The following is a 24,195-nucleotide window of genomic DNA, read 5'->3' on the forward strand; positions in this document are numbered from 1 at the left end:
TAACCCTTTATATTTGTATTCATCATTAACAAGATTTATAATAAACGGACAGTTATCCGTTTGTCAACGAAATCTATTTAAGAGGTGATATGATGCGTAAGGATGCATTAAAGAATCGACAACGTATTGAAGACAAAGCACTAGAATTATTTAATTCCGAAGGCGTTGAAAATGTAAGTATGAATAGAATTTCTAAGGAATTGAATATTGGTATGGGGACACTCTATCGTCACTTCAAAGATAAAAGTGACCTATGCTATCGCATTATCGAACATGACTTCGATGACATTATGACGCAAATGCTAGAAATCAAATCACACTATGCGTCTAAAACTGATATCATGGCCCATTCGCTGGATATATTTTTAAAATTCAAAACGGATAATAGTGGTTTATTACATTGTATTGAAGGTAAAGATAATGCCCAGTTGTTCCGTGAAAGTGACTTCTTCAAACATTTGAATCAATATTACTTTGATTTATTTAATGATTATACAGACGAATCTTGGGCAATATTTAAAACAGATATGCTATTAAAATCTTTAACAACTGAGACCTTTGAATTTCAAAAAAACGAACGACAACTTTCTAATGAAACATTTAGAAATAATTTAACCAAACTATATTTACCTACAGAGGTGACGAAATAATGAAAAGAATCACGTTAATCACTGGCGGCAACAAAGGGTTAGGCTTTGAAACTGCGAAAGCACTAAAGGAACAAGGACATAAAGTTTATATTGGTTCTCGTGATGAAGCACGCGGTCAAAAAGCTGCTGAATCACTTGGCATAGATTATGTGCAACTAGATGTTACCGATGACGCTTCAGTTCAAAATGCTTTTAAAACCATTCAAGAACAAGAAGGACGTTTAGACGTATTAGTCAATAATGCTGGTATCTCAGGTGGTTTCGCTAAACCTGCAGATTTAACTGTTGAAGACGTGGAGAACGTGTATAACACAAACGTCTTTAGTATCGTACGTATGATGAACACCTTCATTCCACTTCTTGAACAATCTGACCAACCTGTTGTAGTCAATGTAAGTAGTGGTTTAGGTTCATTCGGCATGGTAACAAACCCTGATACACAAGAATCTAGAGTAAATTCATTAGCTTATTGTTCATCAAAATCTGCCGTAACGATGTTGACCGTACAATATGCGAAAGGATTACCGCATATGCAAATCAATGCTGCAGATCCAGGTTCAACCAACACGGATTTAGTTGGAGATTTTAGTAACAATTCTAAACCTGCATCTGAAGGTATCATCCCTATTGTTCAACTTGCAACTATTGATACAGATGGCCCTACAGGTACCTTTATTGATGGCAATGGCACTATGCCTTGGTAATTTTTATTTATTCAATGAATTAATATTTAGGAGGCTTTTCTAATGAAAAGTATTAACTTTGAAGAACATTATGTTGTAGAAGAAATTCAAAAGGAAACAATGGAACATATGTCCGCTGACCCTAAGGGCGTGCCAATGAAAACAATGCTTGAAGGTCTTGAACAAAAATCAGGTTTCACAGATGCAGATGAAATATCACATCACGACAAACGTATTGAATTTATGGATAAACATGATGTTGAAATGCAAGTATTATCCTATGGTAATGGCGCACCATCAAACTTAGAAGGACAACGTGCGATTGATTTATGTAAAAAGGCAAACGATACATTAGCAGAATATATTGAAAAATATCCAGATCGATTTGTTGGATTTGCGACGTTACCAATTAACGAACCAGAGGCAACAGTTGAAGAATTTAAACGTTGTATCAATGACTTAAATTTCAAAGGTGCCTTAATTATGGGACACCCTAAAAACGGTTTCCTTGATCAAGATGCATACGAACCATTATTCGCCGCCGCTGAAGCATTAAACACGCCAATCTATTTACATCCATCTCCAGTACAAAGTGATGTATATCAAGCGTACTATAAAGGGAACTATCCAGACGTAACAGCTGCTACATTCGCATGTTTCGGTTATGGCTGGCATGTTGATGTAGGTATTCACGCGATTCATTTAGTGCTTTCAGGTGTATTTGATCGTCATCCAAACTTAAATATTATTATTGGACACTGGGGCGAATTTGTACCATTCTTCTTAGAACGTATGGATTCTATTTTATTTGCAGATCACCTACAACATCCAATTAGTCATTATTTCAAAAATAATTTCTACATTACACCAAGTGGTATGTTAACGAAACCACAATTTGATTTAGTCAAAGCAGAAGTCGGTATTGATAGAATACTATATTCAGCTGACTACCCTTATGTTGAACCGGAAAATTTAGGCACATTCTTAAGTGAACTAGGTTTAACTGAAGAAGAACAAGAGAAAATGAGTTATACCAATGGTGCTAAATTGTTGGGTTTAGATAAATAGTCATATAACTACAATTAAAGACTAAATCATACAAATTTAATCGGAGGTTTTATAAATGGAAACATTAGAATTACAAGGCGCTAAATTACGTTATCACAAAGTGGGCAATGGTCCTGTTATCATCTTCATCCCTGGTGCAAACGGAACTGGAGATATCTTCATGCCACTTGCACAACAATTAAAAGATAAATTCACAGTTGTCGCTGTAGATCGCCGTGGCTATGGTCAAAGTGAATTAACTGAACCACTACCTGAAGAAGCAATCAATCCAGATAGTCGTTACCGTGTTAAACGTGACGCACAAGATATCGCTGAATTAGCGAAATCATTAAGTGATGAACCTGTCTATGTATTAGGTTCAAGCTCAGGTTCAATCGTGGCAATGCACGTTTTAAAAGAACATTCAGATGTCGTTAAAAAAATCGCATTCCACGAACCACCAATTAACACATTTTTACCAGATGCGACATATTGGCAAGATAAAAATGCTGAAATCATTGATATTGCAATTAATGAAGGTATGCCTCAAGCAATGAAATTATTTGGCGAAACGTTACAAATTAGTAAATTAGACCAACAATACATGTCAAAACCAGCTCAAGCTGAGAATGATGCTGACAGTAAAAAACGTTTCGATGAAATGTTAGGTTGGTTCAAATATGAAATTCGTCAATATACAGAATCCGATATTTCAATTGATGATTTTAATAAACATAATGACATCATTACTTTATTAAATGGTACAGCTTCAAAAGGTTCATTCCCTCAAGAAGTTAACTTCTTCATTTCTGAAGAAACTGGTATCAACATCATCGACATTCCAGGGGGTCACTTAGGATACGTTCAAGAACCTGAAGGTTTCGCTAATGTATTACTTGAAATGTGGGATTAATTTGAATTAAAGGAGTGTCATTTTAGTGCTTTTCACGAGAAATAAACCTTATACTAACGAAACGTTACTCGCTAAAGAAGATATTCTTGAGCTTATTCAATTTGAACGTTTCTGTCGTGACAATGCCCTATGGGAGAGCATGAAAACGTGTTTCGCAAATGATTCTTATATCAATATTTCATGGTTTAAAGGTAATGGTAGTGAGTTTGTCGCTTCATCTAGGAGCCTAGGACATAAATAATATAATGATGCTCTTTTGCAAAATCGCAGTTGCTGACTGAACTGAAAAGGCGCTTAAATCAAGCTTTTCTCAGTTCTAGTCATCCTTGCGGGGGTGGGACGACGAATTTAAAACGAATTCTGTCCCACTCCCCCAAGTTTGGATTAATGACACACGTGCTGTAGCAATTATGCAAGCGACCATTCAAACACGCCTTTCAATTCAAAATGTTGAAATGGAATTACAATCAGATGCCAAATTAGTATATTGTCTCGAACAAGATAATCAAGGAGTTTGGTATATTACACGTCTTGAATGTATATATGAGAAAGATAGCCTAACACCGGTTAAACCAACGACGATTAATTTGCCAAAGAATGACTTTGCAGATTATCGTCCAAGTTATGCTTGCTTATCTTATGCATTAAATGCTATTGGCTATGATGTGAACAGTGAGTTACAAGGCATTGATAGACCGAACGAAGTCAATGCCTATTATGATGAAATTGATGATTGGCTAACTTTTAAAGAAGAAGAGAAAGAAGCGTAATAAAATATGAAGAAAATTGATTTACATGCACATTATATATCACCTGGATTCTCGAAGTTTCTAGATGATTATTTCGATGGCAAAGGTGATGGCGTAGCAACACCGAAGTTCTCACCTGAAAGTTATTTAGAATTAATGACACGTATGGACATTGAATATGGTGTGCTATCTATTTCGAGCCCACATATCAGTGTGGCACCAGATGAAGAAATGATTGACTTAGCTAAAGAAGTCAATGCGTATGCATCTGAATTTACACACATATACCCAGAGCAATTAGGTTTCTTTGCGACGTTACCACTTCCATTAGTGGATGAAAGCATTGAAACGATTAATACTGCATTAGATCAACAAGGTGCTTTAGGTTTCACCTTACCTACAAATGCACGAGGTATTTATATTGGTGATGACCGTTTGGATAACATATTAGCTAAATTAAATGAACGTCATGCCGTTGTGGCACTGCACCCAAATGAGCCTAAGCCTAATATCGAAGCAATGAGCGACGTTGTTCCTGCACCTTTAATGGAGTTTATCTTTGATACCACACGCACAGTCATTTATATGAGCCAAAATAATGTGTTTAGCAAGTATCCAAATATTAAATGGATTATTCCGCATTGTGGCGCATTATTGCCTGTCATTGCGCAACGTGTCGCAATGGGTAATAAGATGTTTGGTAGTACGCGTCAACCTGATGATTTAGAACAAGTTATGCAAACATTATATTTTGATTTAGCTGGAAAAGTCTTACCTTATCAGCTTCCAAATATTGCTCAAAGTGTAGATATGAATAAAATTGTATATGGTTCAGATGCACCGTATACAACAGATCAAGTCGTTACAATGTTAGCAGATGAATTGGAAACAACTGAATTCATCTCACGACATGAACTTGAAAAAATGTTATATGATAACGGTAAACAATTATTAAAATCAATTAATGAAAAATAATAAACATAAATGGCACCGGTATCACTGTACCGGTGCCATTTATGCTTATTGTTTATGCCAATATTTCATCCATTGATCGGTTCACGCTACTTGCGTACATTCCACCAAATTTAAGTAAATGAACCATAAATAAATATAATCTATAAAATTCTAAACGTTTACGTGCACCTTTTCCTAAAGGATAATGTTTCTCATATTCATCATAGAATGCTTGGGTAAAGCCACCGAATACCGTCGTAATACCTAAATCAAACTCTCTATCTCCATAGAACGGAGCCGGGTCGAATAGCGCTGGACGTCCATCCGTTAAAAACATGTAATTGCCACCCCATAAATCTCCATGTAACAACGATGGTTTGCTGTGATGATCCTCTAATTCATTTACCATCACAGTACGGACTTGTTCATATACTTTATTATCTTCGGCATGCCATAACCCTTTACGCATCAGTTCATCTCTCAAGTGATCCATGCGGCGTTCGACAAAGATTTCAACCCATGACTCTGACCATGAATTATCAAATGAAATATCTCCACCCTCATGTGGTAAATCGAATCCAAATTGACCATCTTGTTGTTGTTGGCTATGCATTTTTGCTACTAATTGACCTAATTCACGCTGGCTACCACTTGTTCCTTCATCTAAATAACTTAATATCAAGAAAGCATCCCCATTGATTTCACCACTATCAATGACACGTGGTGCCGTTATACCTGCTTGTTCAAATGCATTGAGTCCAGCGATTTCAGCTGCATAGAATGACTTATCTCGATTACGCTGAACTAACAAGAAATACACATCATCCTTAGTCGTTACTTTGAATGCCTCATTGACATCTCCACCACTGACTGGTGAAATATCACTGATTTGGTCTAATGGTAGCTGTGCTTGCCAATCTTTCTTCATGATGATTCCTCCTTCGCATACATCTTCTTACTATATTATATTTCCTGAAAATGCGTTAACTAATCGTACGTCCTTATATCGATTTTAGTTAAGGCAAATTTTCAAACAGTCTTTAAATTAACTATGCAATTATGGTTGAACATGCTAGTCTTAGAGAGGAATGTTTTTTCAATGATATTAAATGAGGATAGTAAGCCTCAAATACAATGAAATAGGAGCATTATTATGTATAAACTAATTAAACCACTATTATTTAAATTTGACCCTGAAAAAGCACACAGTATGACGATCGACGCTTTGAAACTCGCACAGAAGCGTGCTTTCTTATTACCTGTGATGCATAAACTATTTAATTATGAAGACCCATCATTAACGCAAACGATTAAAGGTATTACATTTAACAATCCAATCGGCTTAGCTGCAGGCTTTGACAAATCTTGTGAAGTCCCTAAAGCACTTGAAAATGTTGGGTTCGGTGCACTTGAATTAGGTGGTATTACACCAAAACCTCAAGATGGCAATCCGAAACCACGTATGTATCGTCTAGTAGAAGATAATGCCTTAATTAACCGTATGGGCTTTAACAATATTGGTATGAATCGTGCGTTATGGAATTTACGTCGCCATTCATACGCGATTCCTGTTGGCTTAAACGTTGGCGTAAATAAAACGACGCCATACAACGATCGCTATCAAGATTACATTAAAGTGATTGATACGTTTAAAGCAGATGTATCCTTCTTTACAGTCAATATTAGTTCACCAAACACTGAGAACTTACAAAGTTTCCATGATAAAGATGAATTTTCAATGTTATGTAACGCATTAAAAGATTTCAAAGCGCATACAGAAGTAAATGTCCCTATTTTCTTAAAATTAACTTCTGATTTAGAGCTTGATGGATTTAAAACGATTTTACCAGCGATTACAGAAACATTTGATGGTATGATTCTCGCTAATACAACACGACAACGTGATGGTTTAACATCTGCGAATAAAGTAGAAGACGGTGGCTTAAGTGGGCGCCCCCTTTTCAAAAGAAATTTAGAATTAGTGAAATGGGCATACCAACAAACTAAAGGTGAATTCTTAATTATCGGCACAGGCGGTATATTTAGCGCTAAAGATGCCATTCAAATGATGCGAAATGGTGCCTCTCTCGTTCAAATATATTCGTCATTAGTTATCGAAGGTCCTGGATTAACTAAGAAGATTAATAAAGACATCGCTGCATATTTAAAACAACATCAATACAACAATGTAAGTGATATCATTGGTTTAGATGCCAAATAATAATGGTGATATGGCTTTACTTAATTTTAAAAAGTACTATACTAAAGCCAAAGATAACTAGTTTACCGGAGGGGTATGCGTATGACTGCAGAAGATAAAGATACTAAACACAATGCAGACCAAGCGACTAAAAACCAAACGCAATCATCTAAACCGAATCATCAATCATCAAATGATGATAATAGCATTGGCTATAATGGCGAAAAGAAGACCGCACTTGATCTTGAAATCGAACGCGAGTTGCTTGAAATGATGGAAAATGAAGATCCAGAACCTGAGAAACAGAAAAAAGGATTAAAAATTGCAGGTTTTCTTTCTGCATTTGTTATTGCCGTCTTAGCTATTATACGGTTTATTAATCGAACATTATAAAACAAGACTCCTAATTTGAAATACTTCAACTTCAAATTAGGAGTCATTTTAATTAAAATTGTTGTAAAAAATCTTTCGCTTCTTGATTGATTTGTTTGAAATCTATCCCTTGTGCCATCGCAGCAAAGACACATCCACAATAGCATTGTCTAAAAATGTGATAGTCATTACACATTTCTATTGAACGTTCATATCCTTTATTCTTTTTAAAGTCACTTGGTAAATAGTTCACATCATATAAATGTTGCACTTCCAGCCCTAACTCGTTAATTAATTGCGCATTCTTTTTAGGGGATAATGTAAGGGCACTACCAAAATAATCATAGCCGTATTTCACAGCAGCTTCAGCAACAAGCTCTAAACGCATTTCAAAACATGCAGTACAACGTAAGCCACCTTCTGGTTCTTCAGTAAGTCCACGCGATTTCGCCATTTTCATAAATTCATGTGGCTTATATTCTGCTTCAATATATTCCACTTGCTTTCCAGTCGTCTCATTAAAATCTTTAACGAATTGTTCTTGAACCTTAGCACGTCTTAAATATTCATTTTTAGGATGGATGTTAGGATTAGCAAAGTAAATCGCCACATCAGCATACTCTGTTAAATATTCTAACGTGTAAGTGCTACATGGCGCACAACAACTATGTAGCAAGATTTTAGGTCTCAATCCTTCCCTTTCCCATTGATGAATTAATTTTTTCAGTACTCGATCATAGTTGATTTTTTGATTTTTCATTTTAGCAATAATTGGATCCGCGTTTAACATAAAAATGACTCCTTAAGTATTATATAAATTTATTATATAATACTTAAGGAGCCGAATCATCGTTAATATTCTTTTTTCAACATCATCATGTAATAAGTAAACATGAAGCCTCCGAATAGCACGCCAGAGATGACACATCGGATGAATTGCGCTTTAAAGTCAAACCCGTCATTAAAAATATACGGAAAGATAACGCCTGTAATAATAAACATCATCACTGCAAAATAAACAACTAAAAACGCGCATTTTAATGCAAGTTTCTTCACCCAATATTTATACGCTTCTGCAGAAGTCGCTTTTAACTCATCTAAACGATTTCTTCTATTAATCCATAGAGAGGCAAACGTTAAAATAACACTTAATACTAATAAGCACACCGTTCCGAAGCTTACTGTTTCTCTCATCATATCTATAATCAAACTAACTGTACCTAAGATAACTATTAATATATAGGTTATTAAAAACATAACTGCTAATTTATGTTCAAGGACACCTTGTTCACGCTCATCTCGATCTGTAGGATTTTGTGTAAACCAATTGAATAACGCATTACTAAATTTATTCATTCTTTATACGCCCCTTCATTGTATGCCTTAACAATTTTACTCTTACCAGCAAAATAACTGACTAAACCGAAAATTAAAGATGCCATCAAATTAACCGTTATAAAAAATCCTAATTCAATCTTTTGATCAGAAAAATATAATCGCGTTAAATTAAGTAAACTCATAATGACACCGAACATGATACCACCGAGTAAACAACTTAACTTATGCTTTTTTAACACCCTTTGATAGGCTTCTTTAGTATAAACTCGATTTTCATCTAAATGATGTTTTCGAATACCTATCGATAAGAATATATTCACAATAAAGAACAAAACGAATACACCAATGGTTGGTATATTAACACGCTGCACAACATAATCATTGATTAAACTAATGAAAGCTAATATAAGCAAGCCAAAATAAGTAATAACAAAAGTTGTCGTAACATGTGCGTATAGCATTTCTTTTTCTCGCTCATCACGTTCAGTCATTACGCCGATGAGTCGATTAATCATTTTATCTCGAAAATTGGTCATCTTTGATCACCTCAAGATTATTAATTACGGTATATGTAAAATATAAACGACATTTCTGTATATGTCAAATATAGACGACACAAAGATTCTATTTAGATTGCTTAACATCAAGTGTTATGCTACAATAATTGTAATAAAAAACACCTAGATCGTTTGAGATTTGGAACTAGGTGTAAAAATAAAGGACATATTACTGACTTATAGGTAAGCCAATATGTATCTCCAATTTCTATTATTGGGCTAACGTTTTCTAAATTGTGGTTTAAGAAAACGTTATTTTTATGCTTAATTTTAAATATAAAAATATATGTATAACCCAAGATACATAGAATGTCAGTTAAATGAAAAAGCTCCTAATCACTAATATCAGTAATTAGAAGCCATACATTATTTATTAATCTCTCTTTGTATAATTGTAGCTGGTCCATTATTAACAATATCGTAAAAATATTGAATTAAATCTTCTTTAGGGATACGGTTATCATCCTCAACCCAATGTCTTAAGAATGATAATCCTGCACCTGATACATAACTCATAAAATAAGAAAATGGAATACCACTAATATCACCCTGTGTATTTGTAAAACTATTTAAATAGTTCGTTAGCAAGCCATATAATTTTTCATGCAATTTAGACGCTGTCCCTATTTTGAACATTAATTGATAAAATGCTATATTATCCTCAATATGTGCAATCAGAAATTCCATGATGTGTCTTAAATCCTCTGTTGAGAACTTCCCGCCACTACTTTGTTTGCTTTCTTTAATAAACGTACGCACTACATCTACGTGTTCGTCTTCCATTTTGTCTAGCAAATCGTATTTATCTAAGTAATGCTTATAAAACGTACCGCGATTAATATCAGCTAAATCTGTAATTTGTTGTACAGTTACATCATTGAAATCATATTTATGTAATAAATTGATAAATGCCATTTTAATCGCTTGTTGCGACTTCCTAATTCTACGATCTTGAGTCATTTTATAGACCTCACTTTACATGTTTGTTTTTGTACAATTATACCGACCTTGTTGGTTTTCGTACAATTACCCAACCATGGCATACACATGAACACGAACAAAAAGTTAACCCAAATGAAATCGTGCCAGTTGAAATAGAATTATTACCATCAAGCACATTATTTAAAAAAGGTGAATCTTTAGTAGTTATTGTTAAAGGTAACGAAATTATCAAAGATAATAGCACACCTTTACCTAATATGAAAACACGCTATGAACATGAAGATACAGTAAACAAAGGTCGTCATCTTGTATATACTGGCGACAATTATGATTCACACTTAATCATTCCTGTAATTGAATAACAATGGATAAAAAGTATCTGGGCATAAATAATATAATCATACTGTTTTGGAAATTTACAATAGCTGACTAAACTGAGAAGACGCTTAAACCCAGCTTTTCTCAGTTATAATCTAGTGCCCCAGCAAAGCGCATTTCACTAAAAAATCCTACAAGCAAAGCAAAATGGGAGCGGACGACGAATTTAAAAACATTCTGTCCGACTCCCTTTTATTGTTAATATGAATGACTTACATGTCCCAACGCGTTATAACCAACGCCAAAACAGTTGATGTGCAATACCTAAATCATCATAATGATGAACAAGCGTTGATCCGAACAAATGCATGGCGAAGGCTATAATGACAAAGAAAATCATGATGCCATAAAAACTCGCTATACGTAGTGTATGATTCACACTATATTTCGAAATTAAGACTATTGATGATGTTATAAGTAAAATCATAGAGAACGCAATCAATATACCACTGAAAATATAGAACTCAAGGAAAAACACAACAAGTCCTAAAAACAGCACACTGACTGACAGTGTATTGATGAATATATAATCTGATAATATTTTTTTAAATAAAATACGTTCTACGATCATTAAGCGAATAACGCCAAATGTTACGACAAGTAAAAACACAAGTGCTAACAGGAGTGTTAATACAAATTTCAAGATAATTGTTGCAGTATCAACAAAATAACCATCAAATAAACTTGCTGAAAATATGTGTAAAAACATTCCCAATATGATCAAACCAATAACGACTAATGAAGCAAGTAACGTCTGGCTAAATGAATGTTCCCCTTTAATTACAGCATCATGAGCAGTAAATGCTTGTTTAAAAAATGACTTACTTTCATTAAATGTTGTTTTCACTTTCAGTGTGAATGGACCTTCAGCATAACGGTGTTCATAAGACATATATCTATGTGCAAATTCACCATGTTCATACGCATTATCACGTTGTGTTTCATTGAAACCTTCTTGTTTAACTGTTTTAGAATACGTTGTAGATTGAATCTCCGAATTGACTGATTCTGTTGCTGATTGCGTTGATTGGAGCGTTGAATCATTTAATTTCTTACCACAACTACCGCAAAATTGATCTCCTGGTTGATATGTCTGACCACAATTTGGACATTGCATTAGGGCTACCTCCATAAATATAAAATTCTAAGTCATTATACCATTATTTTATATTGTGTCATATATTATATTTTATAAATTAAAAAAGAAAGATGAATTCATTAAGAATTCATCTTTCTTTTTTAGGTATGATTATTAGTTACTCAGCTTCTCTAATTTCTGCATCAACATCCGCATAATCAATTTCTGTTTCTGTAAATGTTTTATTATTGATTGGGAAATGTTGTTCGAATGTTTCAAAGTTTTGAATTTCCACTGTGACATCATCCACTTCAAAATCTAATACATGGCCGCCAAAGTTGCGATCATCATTAGCGAAATGAATATGAAAACCAGCAGACCCAATACCATGGAATAACTCAGGTGTGAAGAAACCGATGATTGTTCCCTTAATATCTTCACGTGTTTCCTCTGGTTGTCTACGTGCTGAATCAATCAATCTAGTATACGGTGGCTCTTGTTTAGGCATCATACGTACATGCATTTTTTTAAATGTACCACTTATTTTCACTGCAGAAAATAGATTATCACTTAACATATGTTCCTTAACTTCATTTAATACGTTTTCAGAATCCTTATCTGAGGTTTGATAAGATTGGTCTGCTTCAAAACGTGTAATCGTTGCGTATGGTGTCATTTCATCGCCATTCAATTTCTTAAATTCTTTATGTTCATTGGCATGAAATGCTTCACCATTTAAAAAGATAACCTCACCATTAGAACCAGTTAATGTCGCTAGCCCTGAATCACCATGTTCTAATAGTTCATTGATAGATGCAGTTCCTTCTAACAGACCTGCCATTAATGTACCTAACGTACCATGTTGATATAATACGTGACTCATTGAATATTCACTCCTAAGTTTGTTTATCTAAAAATTAATTTAAAGAATCTGGTAATACATTTGTTGATAACTTGATATTATCTTTATAATTAACTGGAATATCAATTAATACTGGGCCATCAGTTTCATAGCCTTCTTTTAATGCTGCTTCTAATTCTGCTTGGCTAGTAACACGTAACCCTTTAGCACCAAATGATTCAGCATATTTCACATAATCAACTGGTCCAAATTCAACACCAGCTGAACGTTTATATTTCATTTCTTCTTGGAATTCTACCATATTATATTTACCATCATTCCAAATTAATTGGATGATGTTTAATTTTTTGCGTACGGCTGTTTCTAAATCTTGACCTGAGAATAAGAAACCGCCATCTCCTGCTACTGACACAACTTGTGTATTTGGACGTACTAGTGCAGCTGCAATTGCCCAAGGTAAAGCAACACCAAGTGTTTGCATACCATTACTAAATAATAAGTGTCTTGGGTTATAACTTCTAAATTTACGTGCCATCCAAATATAATGACTACCCACATCGACAGTAACTGTAGTATCGTCAGTTAATGTGTTTTGCATTGTTTCAATAATTTCTAATGGATGCATCACACCATCTTCATGAGTATATTTAATACCTGTTGCTTCAATAACATCTGCTCTTAAACGTTCTAAGTCATCTAAACGACTTTGATTAATGATTGGTTCATGCACATTCTCAGATAATAATTGAATCGTACCTGCAATATTACCAATTAATTCTTTTTTAGGACGTAAGAAGTTTGTAATTTCGGCTTGTACTTCATCAATAACAATGATTTCTGTTTCAAGTTCTTTGTTCCAGTTACTTGCTTCATATTCAATTGGATCATACCCTATTGTGACGACTAAATCAGCTTTTCTTAATAATTCGTCACCCACTTGGTTACGGAATAATCCTACACGTCCGAAGAAGTGATTTTCTAACTCACGGTTAAGCACACCTGCACCTTGGAATGTTTCAACAACTGGTAAATTTGATTTCGCAACTAATTGACGAATGGCTTCTGTTTCTTTCTCACTTGAACTTCTCATACCTACTAGCAACACTGGGAATTTAGCATGTTTTATCGCTTTAATTACATCTTGAATATCTTCTAAATTTGGAACACCTAATTGTGGTTGTTCACATAAATCAATTGCTTTAGATGTTACAGGTGATTCGATAACATCTTTCGGAATACTGATAAAACTTGCACCATTTTTACCTGAAGTCGCTGTACGGATAGCGTTTGTCATTACTTCAGAAAGAGACTCAGGATCTTGTACTTCTGCACTATATTTTGTAGATGATCTTAAAAGAGAAGCATTATCTACTGCTTGATGTGTCATACGTAATAAGTCATTACGTTTAACTTGGCCACCGATAGCCAACACTGGATCTCCTTCTGATGTAGCAGTTAATAATCCAGTTGTTAAGTTACTCACGCCTGGGCCACTTGTAACTAATGCCATACCTGGTTTACCAGTTAAACGTCCGATTCCTTGCGCCATCATAGCAGCATTTTGTTCATGGCGTGTCACAATAAGTTCTGGACCATCATCTTCAAGTGCGTTAAAGAGATAATCGATTTTTGCTCCCGGAATACCAAATACATAATCCACATTATTATTTTTTAAAGTATCAATGACCATATCTGCAGCAGAGTAGTTTTCTTTAGTCATCTAAATTCATATCCTTTCAAAGTCCAATTATTTTTTAATATTAAAAAGAAGCCACATACATGTCTATTTTTAAGGGAAAAAGAGGGAAAGACTTAGTTACATGAGTTGTGGCTTCTTTATATTTAAAGTTACTTCATTATTTCATTGTTGCTAGTAATCTCAGTTAGGGATGCATATTCAAATGCGAGATGGGAGTCTTCTATTTATGTCAAGAGGTGTAACAAATCATAAAGTTCAACACTTAAGCGTTGATTCAATATAAGGGGATGGATTTATTACACATAATAGAAGCATTTGAATATGATGTAACTTTATTACATGACTCATTATAGTATGTGCGTAACTATTAATAAAATACATATTTTCGATAGAACCTATTCCATAATGGAATAGGTCAACAAAGTTTAATTTTTTAGTAAAAAGTAGCTAAAAAAAGGTCTAATTACTTGACTTATTCTAAGTTTTTAGCATATTATTCTCAGTCAAAAGACCCCTTTTTATATTTTAAGTATAATTTTACTCTTTTTAGTTGTTTTTATTTCTTTTTAATCTGTTATAATCAAATCTATCATTTAAAATTTCCTTGTTATACTCTGTCATTTTATAAAAAGTGAGAAAACTTAAAATTTTCAGAAATTTTAGACAAAAATATAAAGTTTTATGCTAAGATAATAAATATTCTAGAGCTAACAAGCTAATCTTATAACTCATTTTATTAAGTAAGTGGAGGTTCATGATTATGGCCAGTTTTTTCAAAAATTTAACTCGAAAAGAAGATCCCACAATCTATCAAAATAAAGATGGGCACTTGAAACGTACATTACGTGTTCGAGATTTTCTTGCATTAGGTGTTGGTACAATTGTATCAACTGCAATATTCACATTACCTGGTGTTGTTGCAGCTGAACATGCAGGTCCTGCCGTTGCGTTATCATTCTTATTAGCAGCAATTGTAGCAGGTTTAGTTGCCTTCTCATATGCTGAAATGGCATCAACTATGCCTTTCGCTGGTTCTGCGTATTCTTGGATTAACGTTTTATTTGGCGAATTTTCAGGTTGGGTAGCAGGTTGGGCACTTTTAGCTGAGTACTTTATTGCCGTTGCCTTTGTAGCATCCGGATTCTCAGCAAATTTAAGAGGACTGATCTCCCCTTTAGGTATTGTATTGCCTAAAGCTTTATCCAATCCGTTTGGCGCTGATGGTGGCGTCATAGACATTATCGCGGCTGTAGTTATCATTATTACTGCAATTATTTTATCGCGTGGTATGACTGAGACTGCACGTATTGAGAACATCTTAGTTATCTTAAAAGTATTAGCAATTGTATTATTCATTATTGTAGGTTTAACAGCCATTCAAGCATCCAATTATGTACCATTTATCCCAGAACATAAAGTCACTGAAAATGGTGATTTCGGTGGTTGGCAAGGTATTTATGCTGGGGTTTCAATGATATTTTTAGCTTATATCGGCTTTGACTCTATTGCAGCTAACTCTGCAGAAGCAATCAATCCACAAAGAACCATGCCACGTGGTATTCTTGGTTCATTAGCTGTCGCACTTGTATTATTCGTAGGTGTAGCATTAGTATTAGTAGGTATGTTCCACTACTCTAAATATGCTGGCAATGCAGAGCCTGTAGGTTGGGCACTACGTCAAAGTGGTCATGGTATTATCGCGGCTGTCATTCAAGCAATTTCAGTAATAGGTATGTTCACCGCTTTAATTGGTATGATGTTAGCAGGATCACGTTTGCTTTATTCATTCGGTCGTGATGGTTTATTACCATCATGGTTATCTAAATTAAACCATAAGCACTTACCAAACAGAGCACTGTTAATACTTACTATTATTGGTGTATTAATTGGTTCAATGTTCCCATTCGCATTCTTAGCACAACTTATTTCTGCCGGAACATTAGTTGCATTCATGTTTGTATCTCTTGCAATGTATCGACTAAGAAAACGTGAAGGTAAAGATTTACCCGTACCGTCATTTAAAGTACCGTTCTTCCCAGTACTACCAATTATTACATTCATCTTAGTATTACTTGTATTCTGGGGATTAAGCTTCGACGCTAAACTCTATACTTTAATTTGGTTTGTCGTTGGTATCATCATCTATTTAAGTTATGGTGTTCGACATTCTAAGAAAAATGAAGAAAAAGAGTACATCGTACCGAAAGATTAATATAGCCATAACATAGAGCACCTATCTCATTTATTTTCATGAGATAGGTGCTTCTTTTGATTTTTACATTAAATGAGTCCGGACAAAAATAATATAATGAATCTATTTTGTGCCTTCGCAGTAGCTGACTGAACTGAGAAGGCGCTTAAATCAAGCTTTTTTCAGTTCTAGTCATCCTTGCGGGGGTGGGACGACGAATTCAAAAAGAATTCTGTCCCACTCCCTTTTCTTGATGTATTACCATCCTTGTCCATCTATATTATAGTTGTCTAATTGTCCATCTTGTAATGCTTGTAACGCATCTTCTATTGTATCTAGCGCATAATCTAATTGCTCATACGTAATGACTAATGGTGGCTGGAAACGAAGTACATTGCCAGCTACTGCAATCAGTACAAGACCATGATCAAAGCAATAATTACAAATCTTTAGCGCTTCTTCTGAGGCTCTCGTTTTCATTTGTTTATCTGACACAATATCAACGCCAATAGATAAACCTTTACCACGTACATCTCCGACAAATTGATAGTTATCAACCCATTTGTCCATTCGGTTGCGTACATAGGCGCCTTTTTCCGAGCTAGCAGTTAGTAATGCGTCATCTTCAATCATTTTCAATGTTGCTAAAGCCGCTTCACAACTTACAGGATTGGCACCAGTGGTAAATAGATGCGCCGGTGCTTCAAGCGTTTCAATGATTTCTTTGCGACCAACAATCGCAGACATCGGTAACCCACCAGCTAATGATTTGCCAAATGTGATTAAATCCGGTGTGAAATTAAAGTGTTCAATTGAACTCCATGTACCTGTGCGCCCTAGTCCTTGTTGGATATCATCTACTGCAATTAAAATGCCATGTTCACGACATAATGCTTCTAACGCCTCAAAGTAACCGTCTACTGGCTCTAGTAAACCACCATCACCTTGAATCGTTTCTACGACAATACATGCAACTTCTTCTGCTGGCACATATTTGGCGAACATTTCTTTAAGTGGTGCAAGATACGCTTCTACTGTATTAGGATTAGGTTGTTCATACATACCTCTATACTTATCTGGAAACGGAATATGATAAAAGCCATTTAATAAAGGACCATAATGCTTGCGCATATTTAAGCTAATGGCTGACATCGATAGTGACCCAAATGTTGAACCATGATAGGCATTTGTAAAACTAATGATATACGGTCGACCAGTATACGCTCTTGCAAATTTAATAATGCCATCATTGGCGTCAGATCCACTCAATCCAAACGTCACACGTTTTTCATAATCACCTGGCGCAATATCACATAGTTTCTTAGATAATTTCACTGCTGGTTCATGATACATATATGCAGGTGTATAATGAATCAATTTCTCAGCTTGTTTCTGAATCGCTTCAATTACCGGTTTAGGTGCATGCCCTACATTTTGCGAGCTCGCGCTTGCTAATAAATCAATGTATTCTTTACCATCCACATCTACGAGTGTCGCACCGTAACCATGATCAATGGCTAATGGGTAATATTTAATTCTTCCTGATACCGCAAAGTACTTCCCATCCTCTTGTATTAATTCCTCTGCTTTACTCATATTGACTCATCCTCCCATAATCGACCATCCCTTTTACATCCCTCTCTTTGAAAAGTCTCCGGCCATCTTAATAAACAATGTTTCATTGATAATATTCAATATCTTACTAATAATTGTCAGATTTGTAAATATTTTCTGAATAATCAAAAATAATTATAATTTGCTATTTTTAGTTTTTTTGATGATACATATTTATTAAAAAAATGAGGGAGTGGGACAGAATTCTTTTAAATTCGTTGTCCCACTCCCCAATAAAGATATAGGATTATTTACTTTCGTAAGGAATGACATCGTCTCCATATTCTTTTTTAATATAGTCTTTAATTTCTTTAGATTGCATGACTTTTAATAATTCTTGGAACTTCTTATCATTTTTATGTCCTTCTTGAACTGCGATAATGTTGGCAAATGGTGATGATTTACCTTCCATCACAATTGCATCTTTAGACGGTTTTAAACCATTATCGATGGCATAGTTAGAATTCATAATAACTGCTGCACCTTCACCGTTTTTATATGTTTTAGGTAAAAACTCAGCCCCTTGCTGATGATTAAATTTTAAATTCTTTTTATTTTCCGCAATATCTTCAAACTTGGCATCTTCAATTTTGACACCTTTTTTCAACTTAATCAGACCTTCATCTACAAAGAAAGATAAAAATCGTCCTTCCTCTGCAGGGTTATTTGAAACATAGATCGTTGATCCTTCAGGAATATCTTTCAAATGTTTATATTTCTTACTATAGACACCCATTGGCGTTGTAAATACTTTACCTAATTCTTCTATTTTATAGCCATGACTTTTCTTCTCAGCTTTTAGATACGGTACGTGTTGGAAGAAGTTAGCATCTACATCGCCTTTATCTAATAATTTATTTGGTACTTTATAATCATTAACCTCTTTAACTTCTAGATCATAACCTTTTTTCTTTAATTGTTCTTTAGCTTTCTTCAACACATCTCCATGGGGTGCAGGTGAAGCAGCAACTGTGATTTTCTTATCATCCTCTTTATCTTTGCCACATCCTGCTAATACGATAATTAAAACTAAAATACTGATCATACTTAACCATTTTCTCATGTATATCGACACCTCTTTTTTAAAATGATTCAACTACACTTCAACTCTTAAATAGTTAGAAGACATAAAAAAATACTTTCTATTATTTAAGAGAAAGTATCGATACACTTTCTCTCATCTCTTAAAGTATTGTCTACTTTATGTGAATTAGCACCATTTCGTTACACGACGGTTGCTGGGCTTCTCAGGGCACATCCCTCCACCACTCTTGATAAGAGTTAACAAGTTTTATTGAATTGATATTATATTAGCATTGGATCAAGCTTGGGTCAATATCATTTTTTAAATATTCTAAATTTTTAAAATGTGTAAGTTGTTTTACTGTAGGGAATAGCTTGTTAAACACATTCGAAGGGTTGATGATTATGTTACGTTACAGCTATCACTTACTTAGTGCATTGTTCATTAGTATTTTATTATTACTTATCATGTTTGTCATGGATGTGGTGATGCATACGACACACCTTACTTTGCTATTAATCAACATTGATTTCATCGCAGATCCTAATAAGACACCACTTATTTTAGAACTTTTAATTCATATCATTATTGGATTTTGTATTTACATAACGTTTCTAATCATTTATCTGTTATTCAAACCTTTATACAAATTAAGTTATCTCTTATTAATGATTATTTTTCTAATCTTATACCCATTACTTATTACGTTGGCTGAACGTTCACTGTTCCAATTTAATTGGGTAGCGTATGCCTTATGGATGATCGCACACTTGATATTCACTTTACTGATGGCATGGTCGATTCCTTATTTTTCTAAAAAGAAATGGTAAGTTGATAACCATGCACGTTATATAAACAATCGCTTATAGTCATTAAAACATCACTATTGTAAATTTAACTTTACAAATACGCCGTTCTTTAAGCTAATTTAAAGTTTCAATATGGTTTACTTTAATCCCCTCTTTTAATTAAATCTGAATGTTACACTAACGTTGTAAAAGATAAATAATGAAATGGGGTTTTCATTGTGGTGAAGGTTTCTCTATTTGCGTCAACACTTTTAACAAGTACGGTAATATTATCTGCTTTTAACGGACAACATGCACTCGCAGCTGATGTAGTGACGAAGGACAATGCACAAGAAATTGCTTCGGAAGCATTATCAAATAGTGGTGGTAATCCAGATTTACAAAACTTTGACAAAGCAATTGATAAAGGGGACTATTTCAAAATTGAAAGCCACAATAAGGCAAATGCTGGTATAGGTGTCTATAAAGTTTATAAAAATGGCCAAGTCGAATATAAAAATGATAGATACAGTAACTTCAATCGACTTCAAAGTGGAGAAACATATGTTGAACACGGTATTGCGAATGCCGCTGAATTAGATGACCGACAAGAAGCAGCGTCAAAAGTCAATTCCGTAGATTGTGCACGTGAATTAAATACTTACTATGTTGGTAACGTTAAATCTAATGAAGTACCTTCGTCTCAATCAGATCAAAAGCAAGAAAACCATCATACGACGACGCAATCATCTTTACCAGAAACAGGTCAATCGCATCATGAACAATCCACTCAACTATTAGGTGGTCTTTGCTTATTATTGGGGAGCATATTCGTAGCGAAACAAACGCATAAGAACATTGACTAAGATATTACTAAGGGAGAGAGACAGAATTTAAAAGAATTCTGTCTCTCTCCCTTTTTAACATTATTGAGTGCTATTATTATTTTCGTTGTCTTTATCTTTCTTATTGTCGTCTTGCTTCTCATTCTGCTTTGTGTCTTGTTCTACACCCTCAGGGTCACGTTCTTTCGCGCTACCTTTTTTAGGATTATAGTTCGCATCTTCAGTGTATTCGTTGCCGGCATTCCATAGTAAGAACTCATTTACACCATTATCTTTTAATGCCTGAACTTGTTCAGATACAGCTTTCGCATCATAATCAATATAATTACCATCGCCTAAGTATGATGCTGTAAAGTCTTGAATCCATGGACGTGAAATTGGTTTTTTCTTACCAAGTGAATCTAATAAGTTATTTTCTTTTTGAATATATCGATTCACTGTTTTATATGGTTCTGTATCTGGCGCTTGTAAACCAAAGTCACCATTGCTCCAATGTGATGGGTAAATCATTGATGAAATTGCGTCTACATTTTCAGATATTTTAGGGAAACTTTGACCAATACCAGGTGCATTTTTAACTAATGCAGAATAGCCAAATACGTCCGCAGATATATTAACACCCATCGGTTTCAACTCTTTATTAGCGTGTTCTAAGAATTTCGTAATGGTATCCACACGCTGATCGCCAGAACTTAACTTGCTATTTTTATAGTCACCTTTACTATAAGTTAGACTGTCTGCTTCATTTTCAAAGCCTTCTGGGAAACGCACGTAGTCAAATTGAATATCTTGGAAACCGGCTTTAGCTGCCGCTTTGGCTACATCAATGTCGTAGTCCCAAACTTCTTTCATAAATGGGTTAACGAAGCTATCACCTTTACCATTTGTCCAAACTGAACCATCACTTTCTTTAAATGACCACTCCGGATGTTCTTTCGCTAGTTTAGAATCTTTAAATGTAACAATACGCGCAATTGGATAAATGTTGTTATCATGCAATTTTTTCAGTAATTTCTTACCATCAACAATGTCTAATGTGTTTTTATCCACTTGCTTGTTGCCAGTGTTAAGATTCATTGTTATGTTACCTTCATCATCTTTAACATCGATAACCATAGTATTTAAATTGGAATCTTTAATAAATTTGATTAATTCATCGATTTTATCGCCTTGTGTTGAATTACTTGTTACATAAATCCCTTTGACACCATCCTTAGGATAGTCAACCTTATTCTCATTGTTGTTCTTATCATTATTCTGTTTTAATTTTTCACTTTGACTGTTTGTCTGTTCGTTCTTCTGGCTGTCCCCTTTTTGTCCGCTACTAGATGAATGATCTCCATTACTACACGCAGCGAGTAACAAAGCACTTGTTGTTAATACAGCAAATAATTTGTTTTTTTTCATTCCCTTAGCCTCCGAATATGCTTTATATGTATAATTAGGTTCTCATTATTTAGAATAGTAAGCGATTTAAAGAGTTTCATTATCCTAAATAAGAGAACCTAACTTTCCTTTAGAATAGCATATTTTTAACAAAAATATTCGCTAAGACAAAATTTTATAAATTAAATTATCTAATATTTGTATGTTTTTAAACGAATTTTAAATTAAATCTCGTAATCATAGGTTTAATTTTGAATAAATTGATTGCGTATTTCCAATAACCCATTGCGTATGATGTTGCGTTTGTTGATAATAGGCGTCTACTTTGTCGTAATTATTTTCAGGGAAATCCCAAACATATTTGAGAAAGGCTAAACTTATTGTCTTAGGATTGCCACCTACTGTTGGCTTTCTAAATACAGTCATTAGATAACGCTTGATGACACGGTATATACACTTCCACCTCGATTCTTTAATCCAAATCACTGTCGTTGCGCGTTCTAGTCTCATGAGTAATGTATTTGAATAATGACCATCAATAATCCAAGATGGCGTCACTACAATTTCTTTCAACTGAGCGTGCAAGGATTCCGGCGTTACAGTCGCTTGATCGTTAAGCCATTGTATTTTATCGATGTGATACAAAGGTATCTTATAATTCTGTTGTAAACGCATTGCTAACGTTGATTTTCCTGAACCTAGGCTACCAATAATCAAAATACGATGTTCCATGTTTTTTACCTCGCATTTTTTTGAAAATGAGTCATACAACAAAATAAGTACAATTTATGAAACTATAAACTGTAAAATAAGAATTTTCAATAAATATAAGTTTTATAACTTGAGAATGTACTTCTTTTTTATCATAATGAATATGAAAGTTAATTAAAGGAGTGGAAAGAGTAATGAATAAAGAACAATTAGAAAAAATGACAAATGGGAAAGGTTTTATCGCAGCATTAGACCAAAGTGGCGGTAGTACTCCTAAAGCATTAAAAGAATATGGTGTAAACGAGGACGAATATAGTAATGATGACGAAATGTTCCAACTTGTACACGATATGCGTACTAGAGTTGTAACTTCACCTTCATTCTCTCCAGACAAAATTTTAGGTGCTATCCTTTTCGAACAAACAATGGATCGTGAAGTTGAAGGCAAATACACTGGCGACTACTTAGCTGACAAAGGTGTTGTTCCTTTCTTAAAAGTCGACAAAGGTTTAGCTGAGCAACAAAATGGTGTTCAATTAATGAAACCTATCGATGATTTAGACGATACATTAGACCGTGCGGTTGAACGTCACATCTTCGGTACTAAAATGCGTTCTAATATCTTAGAATTAAACGAACAAGGTATTAAAGACGTTGTTGAACAACAATTTGAATTCGCTAAAAAAATTATTGCTAAAGGTTTAGTACCAATTATTGAACCTGAAGTTAACATTAACGCTAAAGACAAAGCTGAAATCGAAGAAGTATTAAAAGCTGAACTTAAAAAAGGCTTAGACGCTTTAAATGATGATCAATTAGTGATGTTAAAATTAACTATCCCAACTAAAGCTAACTTATACAAAGAATTAGCAGATCATCCAAATGTTGTACGCGTGGTTGTATTATCAGGTGGTTACAGCAGAGACGAAGCAAACAAATTATTGAAAGACAACGATGAATTAATCGCAAGCTTCTCACGTGCATTAGCAAGTGACTTACGCGCTAGCCAATCACAAGAAGAATTCGATAAAGCATTAGGCGACGCAGTAGATTCAATCTACGACGCATCAGTAAACAAAAACTAAAACTAGGTGCGAAGAAAAGCGTTTAGGTCGCGAGCAATAACGAGCTATGAGCAAAAATCGTTCTTTGATTTTAGCGATTAGCGTATTATTGTCGAACGACCTGCTTTTCGTAGCCCGTTTATCACTAGG

At 34.4% G+C, this 24,195-nt stretch carries 24 protein-coding genes, 2 pseudogenes and 1 riboswitch; of the genes and pseudogenes, 14 read left to right on the forward strand and 12 right to left on the reverse strand.

Going from position 1 to position 24,195, the window contains the following annotated elements:
- The first annotated feature begins 92 nt into the window (after nucleotides 1-92).
- From KA828_RS04415 to KA828_RS04445, 7 genes and pseudogenes are all read left to right on the forward strand, one after another.
- A complete protein-coding gene (locus KA828_RS04415; protein WP_210125500.1) occupies nucleotides 93-650 on the forward strand; it encodes a TetR/AcrR family transcriptional regulator in 558 nt (185 codons plus the stop codon).
- The gene (locus KA828_RS04420; protein WP_193838921.1) at nucleotides 650-1,354 is read left to right on the forward strand and encodes an SDR family NAD(P)-dependent oxidoreductase; all 705 of its coding nucleotides are present in this window, start codon (nucleotides 650-652) and stop codon (nucleotides 1,352-1,354) included. The genes KA828_RS04415 and KA828_RS04420 overlap by 1 nt, the downstream gene beginning before the upstream one ends.
- A gap of 42 nt (nucleotides 1,355-1,396) precedes the next feature.
- Nucleotides 1,397-2,401: an amidohydrolase family protein gene (locus tag KA828_RS04425; RefSeq protein WP_210125501.1), complete on the forward strand. Its 1,005-nt coding sequence runs from the start codon at nucleotides 1,397-1,399 to the stop codon at nucleotides 2,399-2,401.
- A 55-nt stretch (nucleotides 2,402-2,456) separates the two neighbouring features.
- Nucleotides 2,457-3,293, forward strand: coding sequence for an alpha/beta fold hydrolase (locus KA828_RS04430; protein WP_210125502.1), 837 nt, complete (start codon nucleotides 2,457-2,459; stop codon nucleotides 3,291-3,293).
- Between the two features lie 25 nt (nucleotides 3,294-3,318).
- Nucleotides 3,319-3,531, forward strand: a pseudogene (locus tag KA828_RS04435) (bile acid 7-alpha dehydratase); the annotation flags it as partial.
- 172 nt (nucleotides 3,532-3,703) lie between these two features.
- Nucleotides 3,704-4,063 (forward strand): hypothetical protein, encoded by a 360-nt coding sequence (locus KA828_RS04440; protein ID WP_228481709.1) that lies wholly within the window; start codon nucleotides 3,704-3,706, stop codon nucleotides 4,061-4,063.
- A gap of 6 nt (nucleotides 4,064-4,069) precedes the next feature.
- Entirely contained in the window at nucleotides 4,070-5,017 is a 948-nt protein-coding gene (locus KA828_RS04445) for an amidohydrolase family protein (RefSeq protein WP_075108211.1), read from the forward strand.
- Nucleotides 5,018-5,069: 52 nt separating this feature from the next.
- Here KA828_RS04445 and KA828_RS04450 read toward each other — a convergent pair whose 3' ends face one another.
- Nucleotides 5,070-5,924, reverse strand: coding sequence for a fructosamine kinase family protein (locus KA828_RS04450; protein WP_075109412.1), 855 nt, complete (start codon nucleotides 5,922-5,924; stop codon nucleotides 5,070-5,072).
- Nucleotides 5,925-6,149: 225 nt separating this feature from the next.
- Between KA828_RS04450 and KA828_RS04455 the strand changes: the two genes are divergently transcribed.
- Both KA828_RS04455 and KA828_RS04460 read left to right on the forward strand, forming a co-directional pair.
- The gene (locus KA828_RS04455) at nucleotides 6,150-7,217 is read left to right on the forward strand and encodes a quinone-dependent dihydroorotate dehydrogenase (RefSeq protein ID WP_193838916.1); all 1,068 of its coding nucleotides are present in this window, start codon (nucleotides 6,150-6,152) and stop codon (nucleotides 7,215-7,217) included.
- Between the two features lie 81 nt (nucleotides 7,218-7,298).
- Nucleotides 7,299-7,589 carry a hypothetical protein gene (locus KA828_RS04460; RefSeq protein WP_210125503.1) on the forward strand — a complete coding sequence of 97 codons (291 nt, stop codon included), beginning with the start codon at nucleotides 7,299-7,301 and terminating at the stop codon, nucleotides 7,587-7,589.
- 52 nt (nucleotides 7,590-7,641) lie between these two features.
- Here KA828_RS04460 and KA828_RS04465 read toward each other — a convergent pair whose 3' ends face one another.
- The 4 genes from KA828_RS04465 to KA828_RS04480 all read right to left on the reverse strand — a co-directional run bounded on the left by KA828_RS04465 (nucleotide 7,642) and on the right by KA828_RS04480 (nucleotide 10,423).
- Nucleotides 7,642-8,358 carry an epoxyqueuosine reductase QueH gene (locus KA828_RS04465; RefSeq protein ID WP_210125504.1) on the reverse strand — a complete coding sequence of 239 codons (717 nt, stop codon included), beginning with the start codon at nucleotides 8,356-8,358 and terminating at the stop codon, nucleotides 7,642-7,644.
- Nucleotides 8,359-8,420: 62 nt separating this feature from the next.
- Nucleotides 8,421-8,924, reverse strand: coding sequence for a hypothetical protein (locus tag KA828_RS04470; RefSeq protein WP_210125505.1), 504 nt, complete (start codon nucleotides 8,922-8,924; stop codon nucleotides 8,421-8,423).
- Complete coding sequence (locus tag KA828_RS04475; protein ID WP_178377495.1) at nucleotides 8,921-9,442, reverse strand: DUF3278 domain-containing protein; 522 nt, start codon at nucleotides 9,440-9,442, stop codon at nucleotides 8,921-8,923. The genes KA828_RS04470 and KA828_RS04475 overlap by 4 nt, the downstream gene beginning before the upstream one ends.
- A gap of 387 nt (nucleotides 9,443-9,829) precedes the next feature.
- On the reverse strand, nucleotides 9,830-10,423 hold the full coding sequence (locus KA828_RS04480) for a TetR/AcrR family transcriptional regulator (RefSeq protein ID WP_075109407.1): 594 nt from the start codon (nucleotides 10,421-10,423) through the stop codon (nucleotides 9,830-9,832).
- A gap of 62 nt (nucleotides 10,424-10,485) precedes the next feature.
- On the opposite strand from KA828_RS04480, the pseudogene KA828_RS04485 reads away from it, so the two are divergent.
- Nucleotides 10,486-10,767 (forward strand): annotated as a pseudogene (locus KA828_RS04485) (CocE/NonD family hydrolase C-terminal non-catalytic domain-containing protein); the annotation flags it as partial.
- A 245-nt stretch (nucleotides 10,768-11,012) separates the two neighbouring features.
- Here KA828_RS04485 and KA828_RS04490 read toward each other — a convergent pair.
- The 3 genes from KA828_RS04490 to alsS form a co-directional block, all read right to left on the reverse strand.
- The gene (locus KA828_RS04490) at nucleotides 11,013-11,900 is read right to left on the reverse strand and encodes a zinc ribbon domain-containing protein (RefSeq protein WP_210125506.1); all 888 of its coding nucleotides are present in this window, start codon (nucleotides 11,898-11,900) and stop codon (nucleotides 11,013-11,015) included.
- A gap of 139 nt (nucleotides 11,901-12,039) precedes the next feature.
- Nucleotides 12,040-12,744, reverse strand: coding sequence for an acetolactate decarboxylase (budA, locus tag KA828_RS04495; protein ID WP_053028893.1), 705 nt, complete (start codon nucleotides 12,742-12,744; stop codon nucleotides 12,040-12,042).
- A gap of 34 nt (nucleotides 12,745-12,778) precedes the next feature.
- Nucleotides 12,779-14,443: an acetolactate synthase AlsS gene (gene alsS / locus KA828_RS04500; RefSeq protein WP_210125507.1), complete on the reverse strand. Its 1,665-nt coding sequence runs from the start codon at nucleotides 14,441-14,443 to the stop codon at nucleotides 12,779-12,781.
- Nucleotides 14,444-15,182: 739 nt separating this feature from the next.
- On the opposite strand from alsS, the gene KA828_RS04505 reads away from it, so the two are divergent.
- Nucleotides 15,183-16,634 carry an APC family permease gene (locus tag KA828_RS04505; protein ID WP_053028895.1) on the forward strand — a complete coding sequence of 484 codons (1,452 nt, stop codon included), beginning with the start codon at nucleotides 15,183-15,185 and terminating at the stop codon, nucleotides 16,632-16,634.
- Nucleotides 16,635-16,871: 237 nt separating this feature from the next.
- On the opposite strand, the gene KA828_RS04510 is transcribed toward KA828_RS04505, so the two are convergent.
- Both KA828_RS04510 and KA828_RS04515 read right to left on the reverse strand, forming a co-directional pair.
- A complete protein-coding gene (locus tag KA828_RS04510; RefSeq protein WP_210125508.1) occupies nucleotides 16,872-18,209 on the reverse strand; it encodes an aspartate aminotransferase family protein in 1,338 nt (445 codons plus the stop codon).
- Between the two features lie 265 nt (nucleotides 18,210-18,474).
- A complete protein-coding gene (locus KA828_RS04515) occupies nucleotides 18,475-19,290 on the reverse strand; it encodes a MetQ/NlpA family ABC transporter substrate-binding protein (protein ID WP_210125509.1) in 816 nt (271 codons plus the stop codon).
- 111 nt (nucleotides 19,291-19,401) lie between these two features.
- Nucleotides 19,402-19,508: riboswitch (SAM riboswitch) on the reverse strand.
- 141 nt (nucleotides 19,509-19,649) lie between these two features.
- Between KA828_RS04515 and KA828_RS04520 the strand changes: the two genes are divergently transcribed.
- The gene (locus tag KA828_RS04520) at nucleotides 19,650-20,081 is read left to right on the forward strand and encodes a hypothetical protein (RefSeq protein WP_178377483.1); all 432 of its coding nucleotides are present in this window, start codon (nucleotides 19,650-19,652) and stop codon (nucleotides 20,079-20,081) included.
- A gap of 197 nt (nucleotides 20,082-20,278) precedes the next feature.
- The gene (locus KA828_RS04525; RefSeq protein WP_075108795.1) at nucleotides 20,279-20,905 is read left to right on the forward strand and encodes a cell surface protein; all 627 of its coding nucleotides are present in this window, start codon (nucleotides 20,279-20,281) and stop codon (nucleotides 20,903-20,905) included.
- Between the two features lie 60 nt (nucleotides 20,906-20,965).
- Here the strand turns inward: KA828_RS04525 and KA828_RS04530 are convergent, their stop codons facing one another.
- Together KA828_RS04530 and KA828_RS04535 are read right to left on the reverse strand one after the other, a co-directional pair.
- On the reverse strand, nucleotides 20,966-22,291 hold the full coding sequence (locus KA828_RS04530) for a putative glycoside hydrolase (protein WP_075108796.1): 1,326 nt from the start codon (nucleotides 22,289-22,291) through the stop codon (nucleotides 20,966-20,968).
- A gap of 216 nt (nucleotides 22,292-22,507) precedes the next feature.
- On the reverse strand, nucleotides 22,508-23,002 hold the full coding sequence (locus tag KA828_RS04535) for a P-loop NTPase family protein (RefSeq protein WP_210125510.1): 495 nt from the start codon (nucleotides 23,000-23,002) through the stop codon (nucleotides 22,508-22,510).
- 173 nt (nucleotides 23,003-23,175) lie between these two features.
- Between KA828_RS04535 and KA828_RS04540 the strand changes: the two genes are divergently transcribed.
- Nucleotides 23,176-24,066 (forward strand): fructose bisphosphate aldolase, encoded by an 891-nt coding sequence (locus KA828_RS04540; protein ID WP_011274776.1) that lies wholly within the window; start codon nucleotides 23,176-23,178, stop codon nucleotides 24,064-24,066.
- The last annotated feature ends 129 nt before the right edge of the window (nucleotides 24,067-24,195 follow it).

Origin of the sequence: Staphylococcus sp. GDY8P85P (genome assembly GCF_017892405.1) — a bacterium.
Classification (GTDB): domain Bacteria; phylum Bacillota; class Bacilli; order Staphylococcales; family Staphylococcaceae; genus Staphylococcus; species Staphylococcus borealis.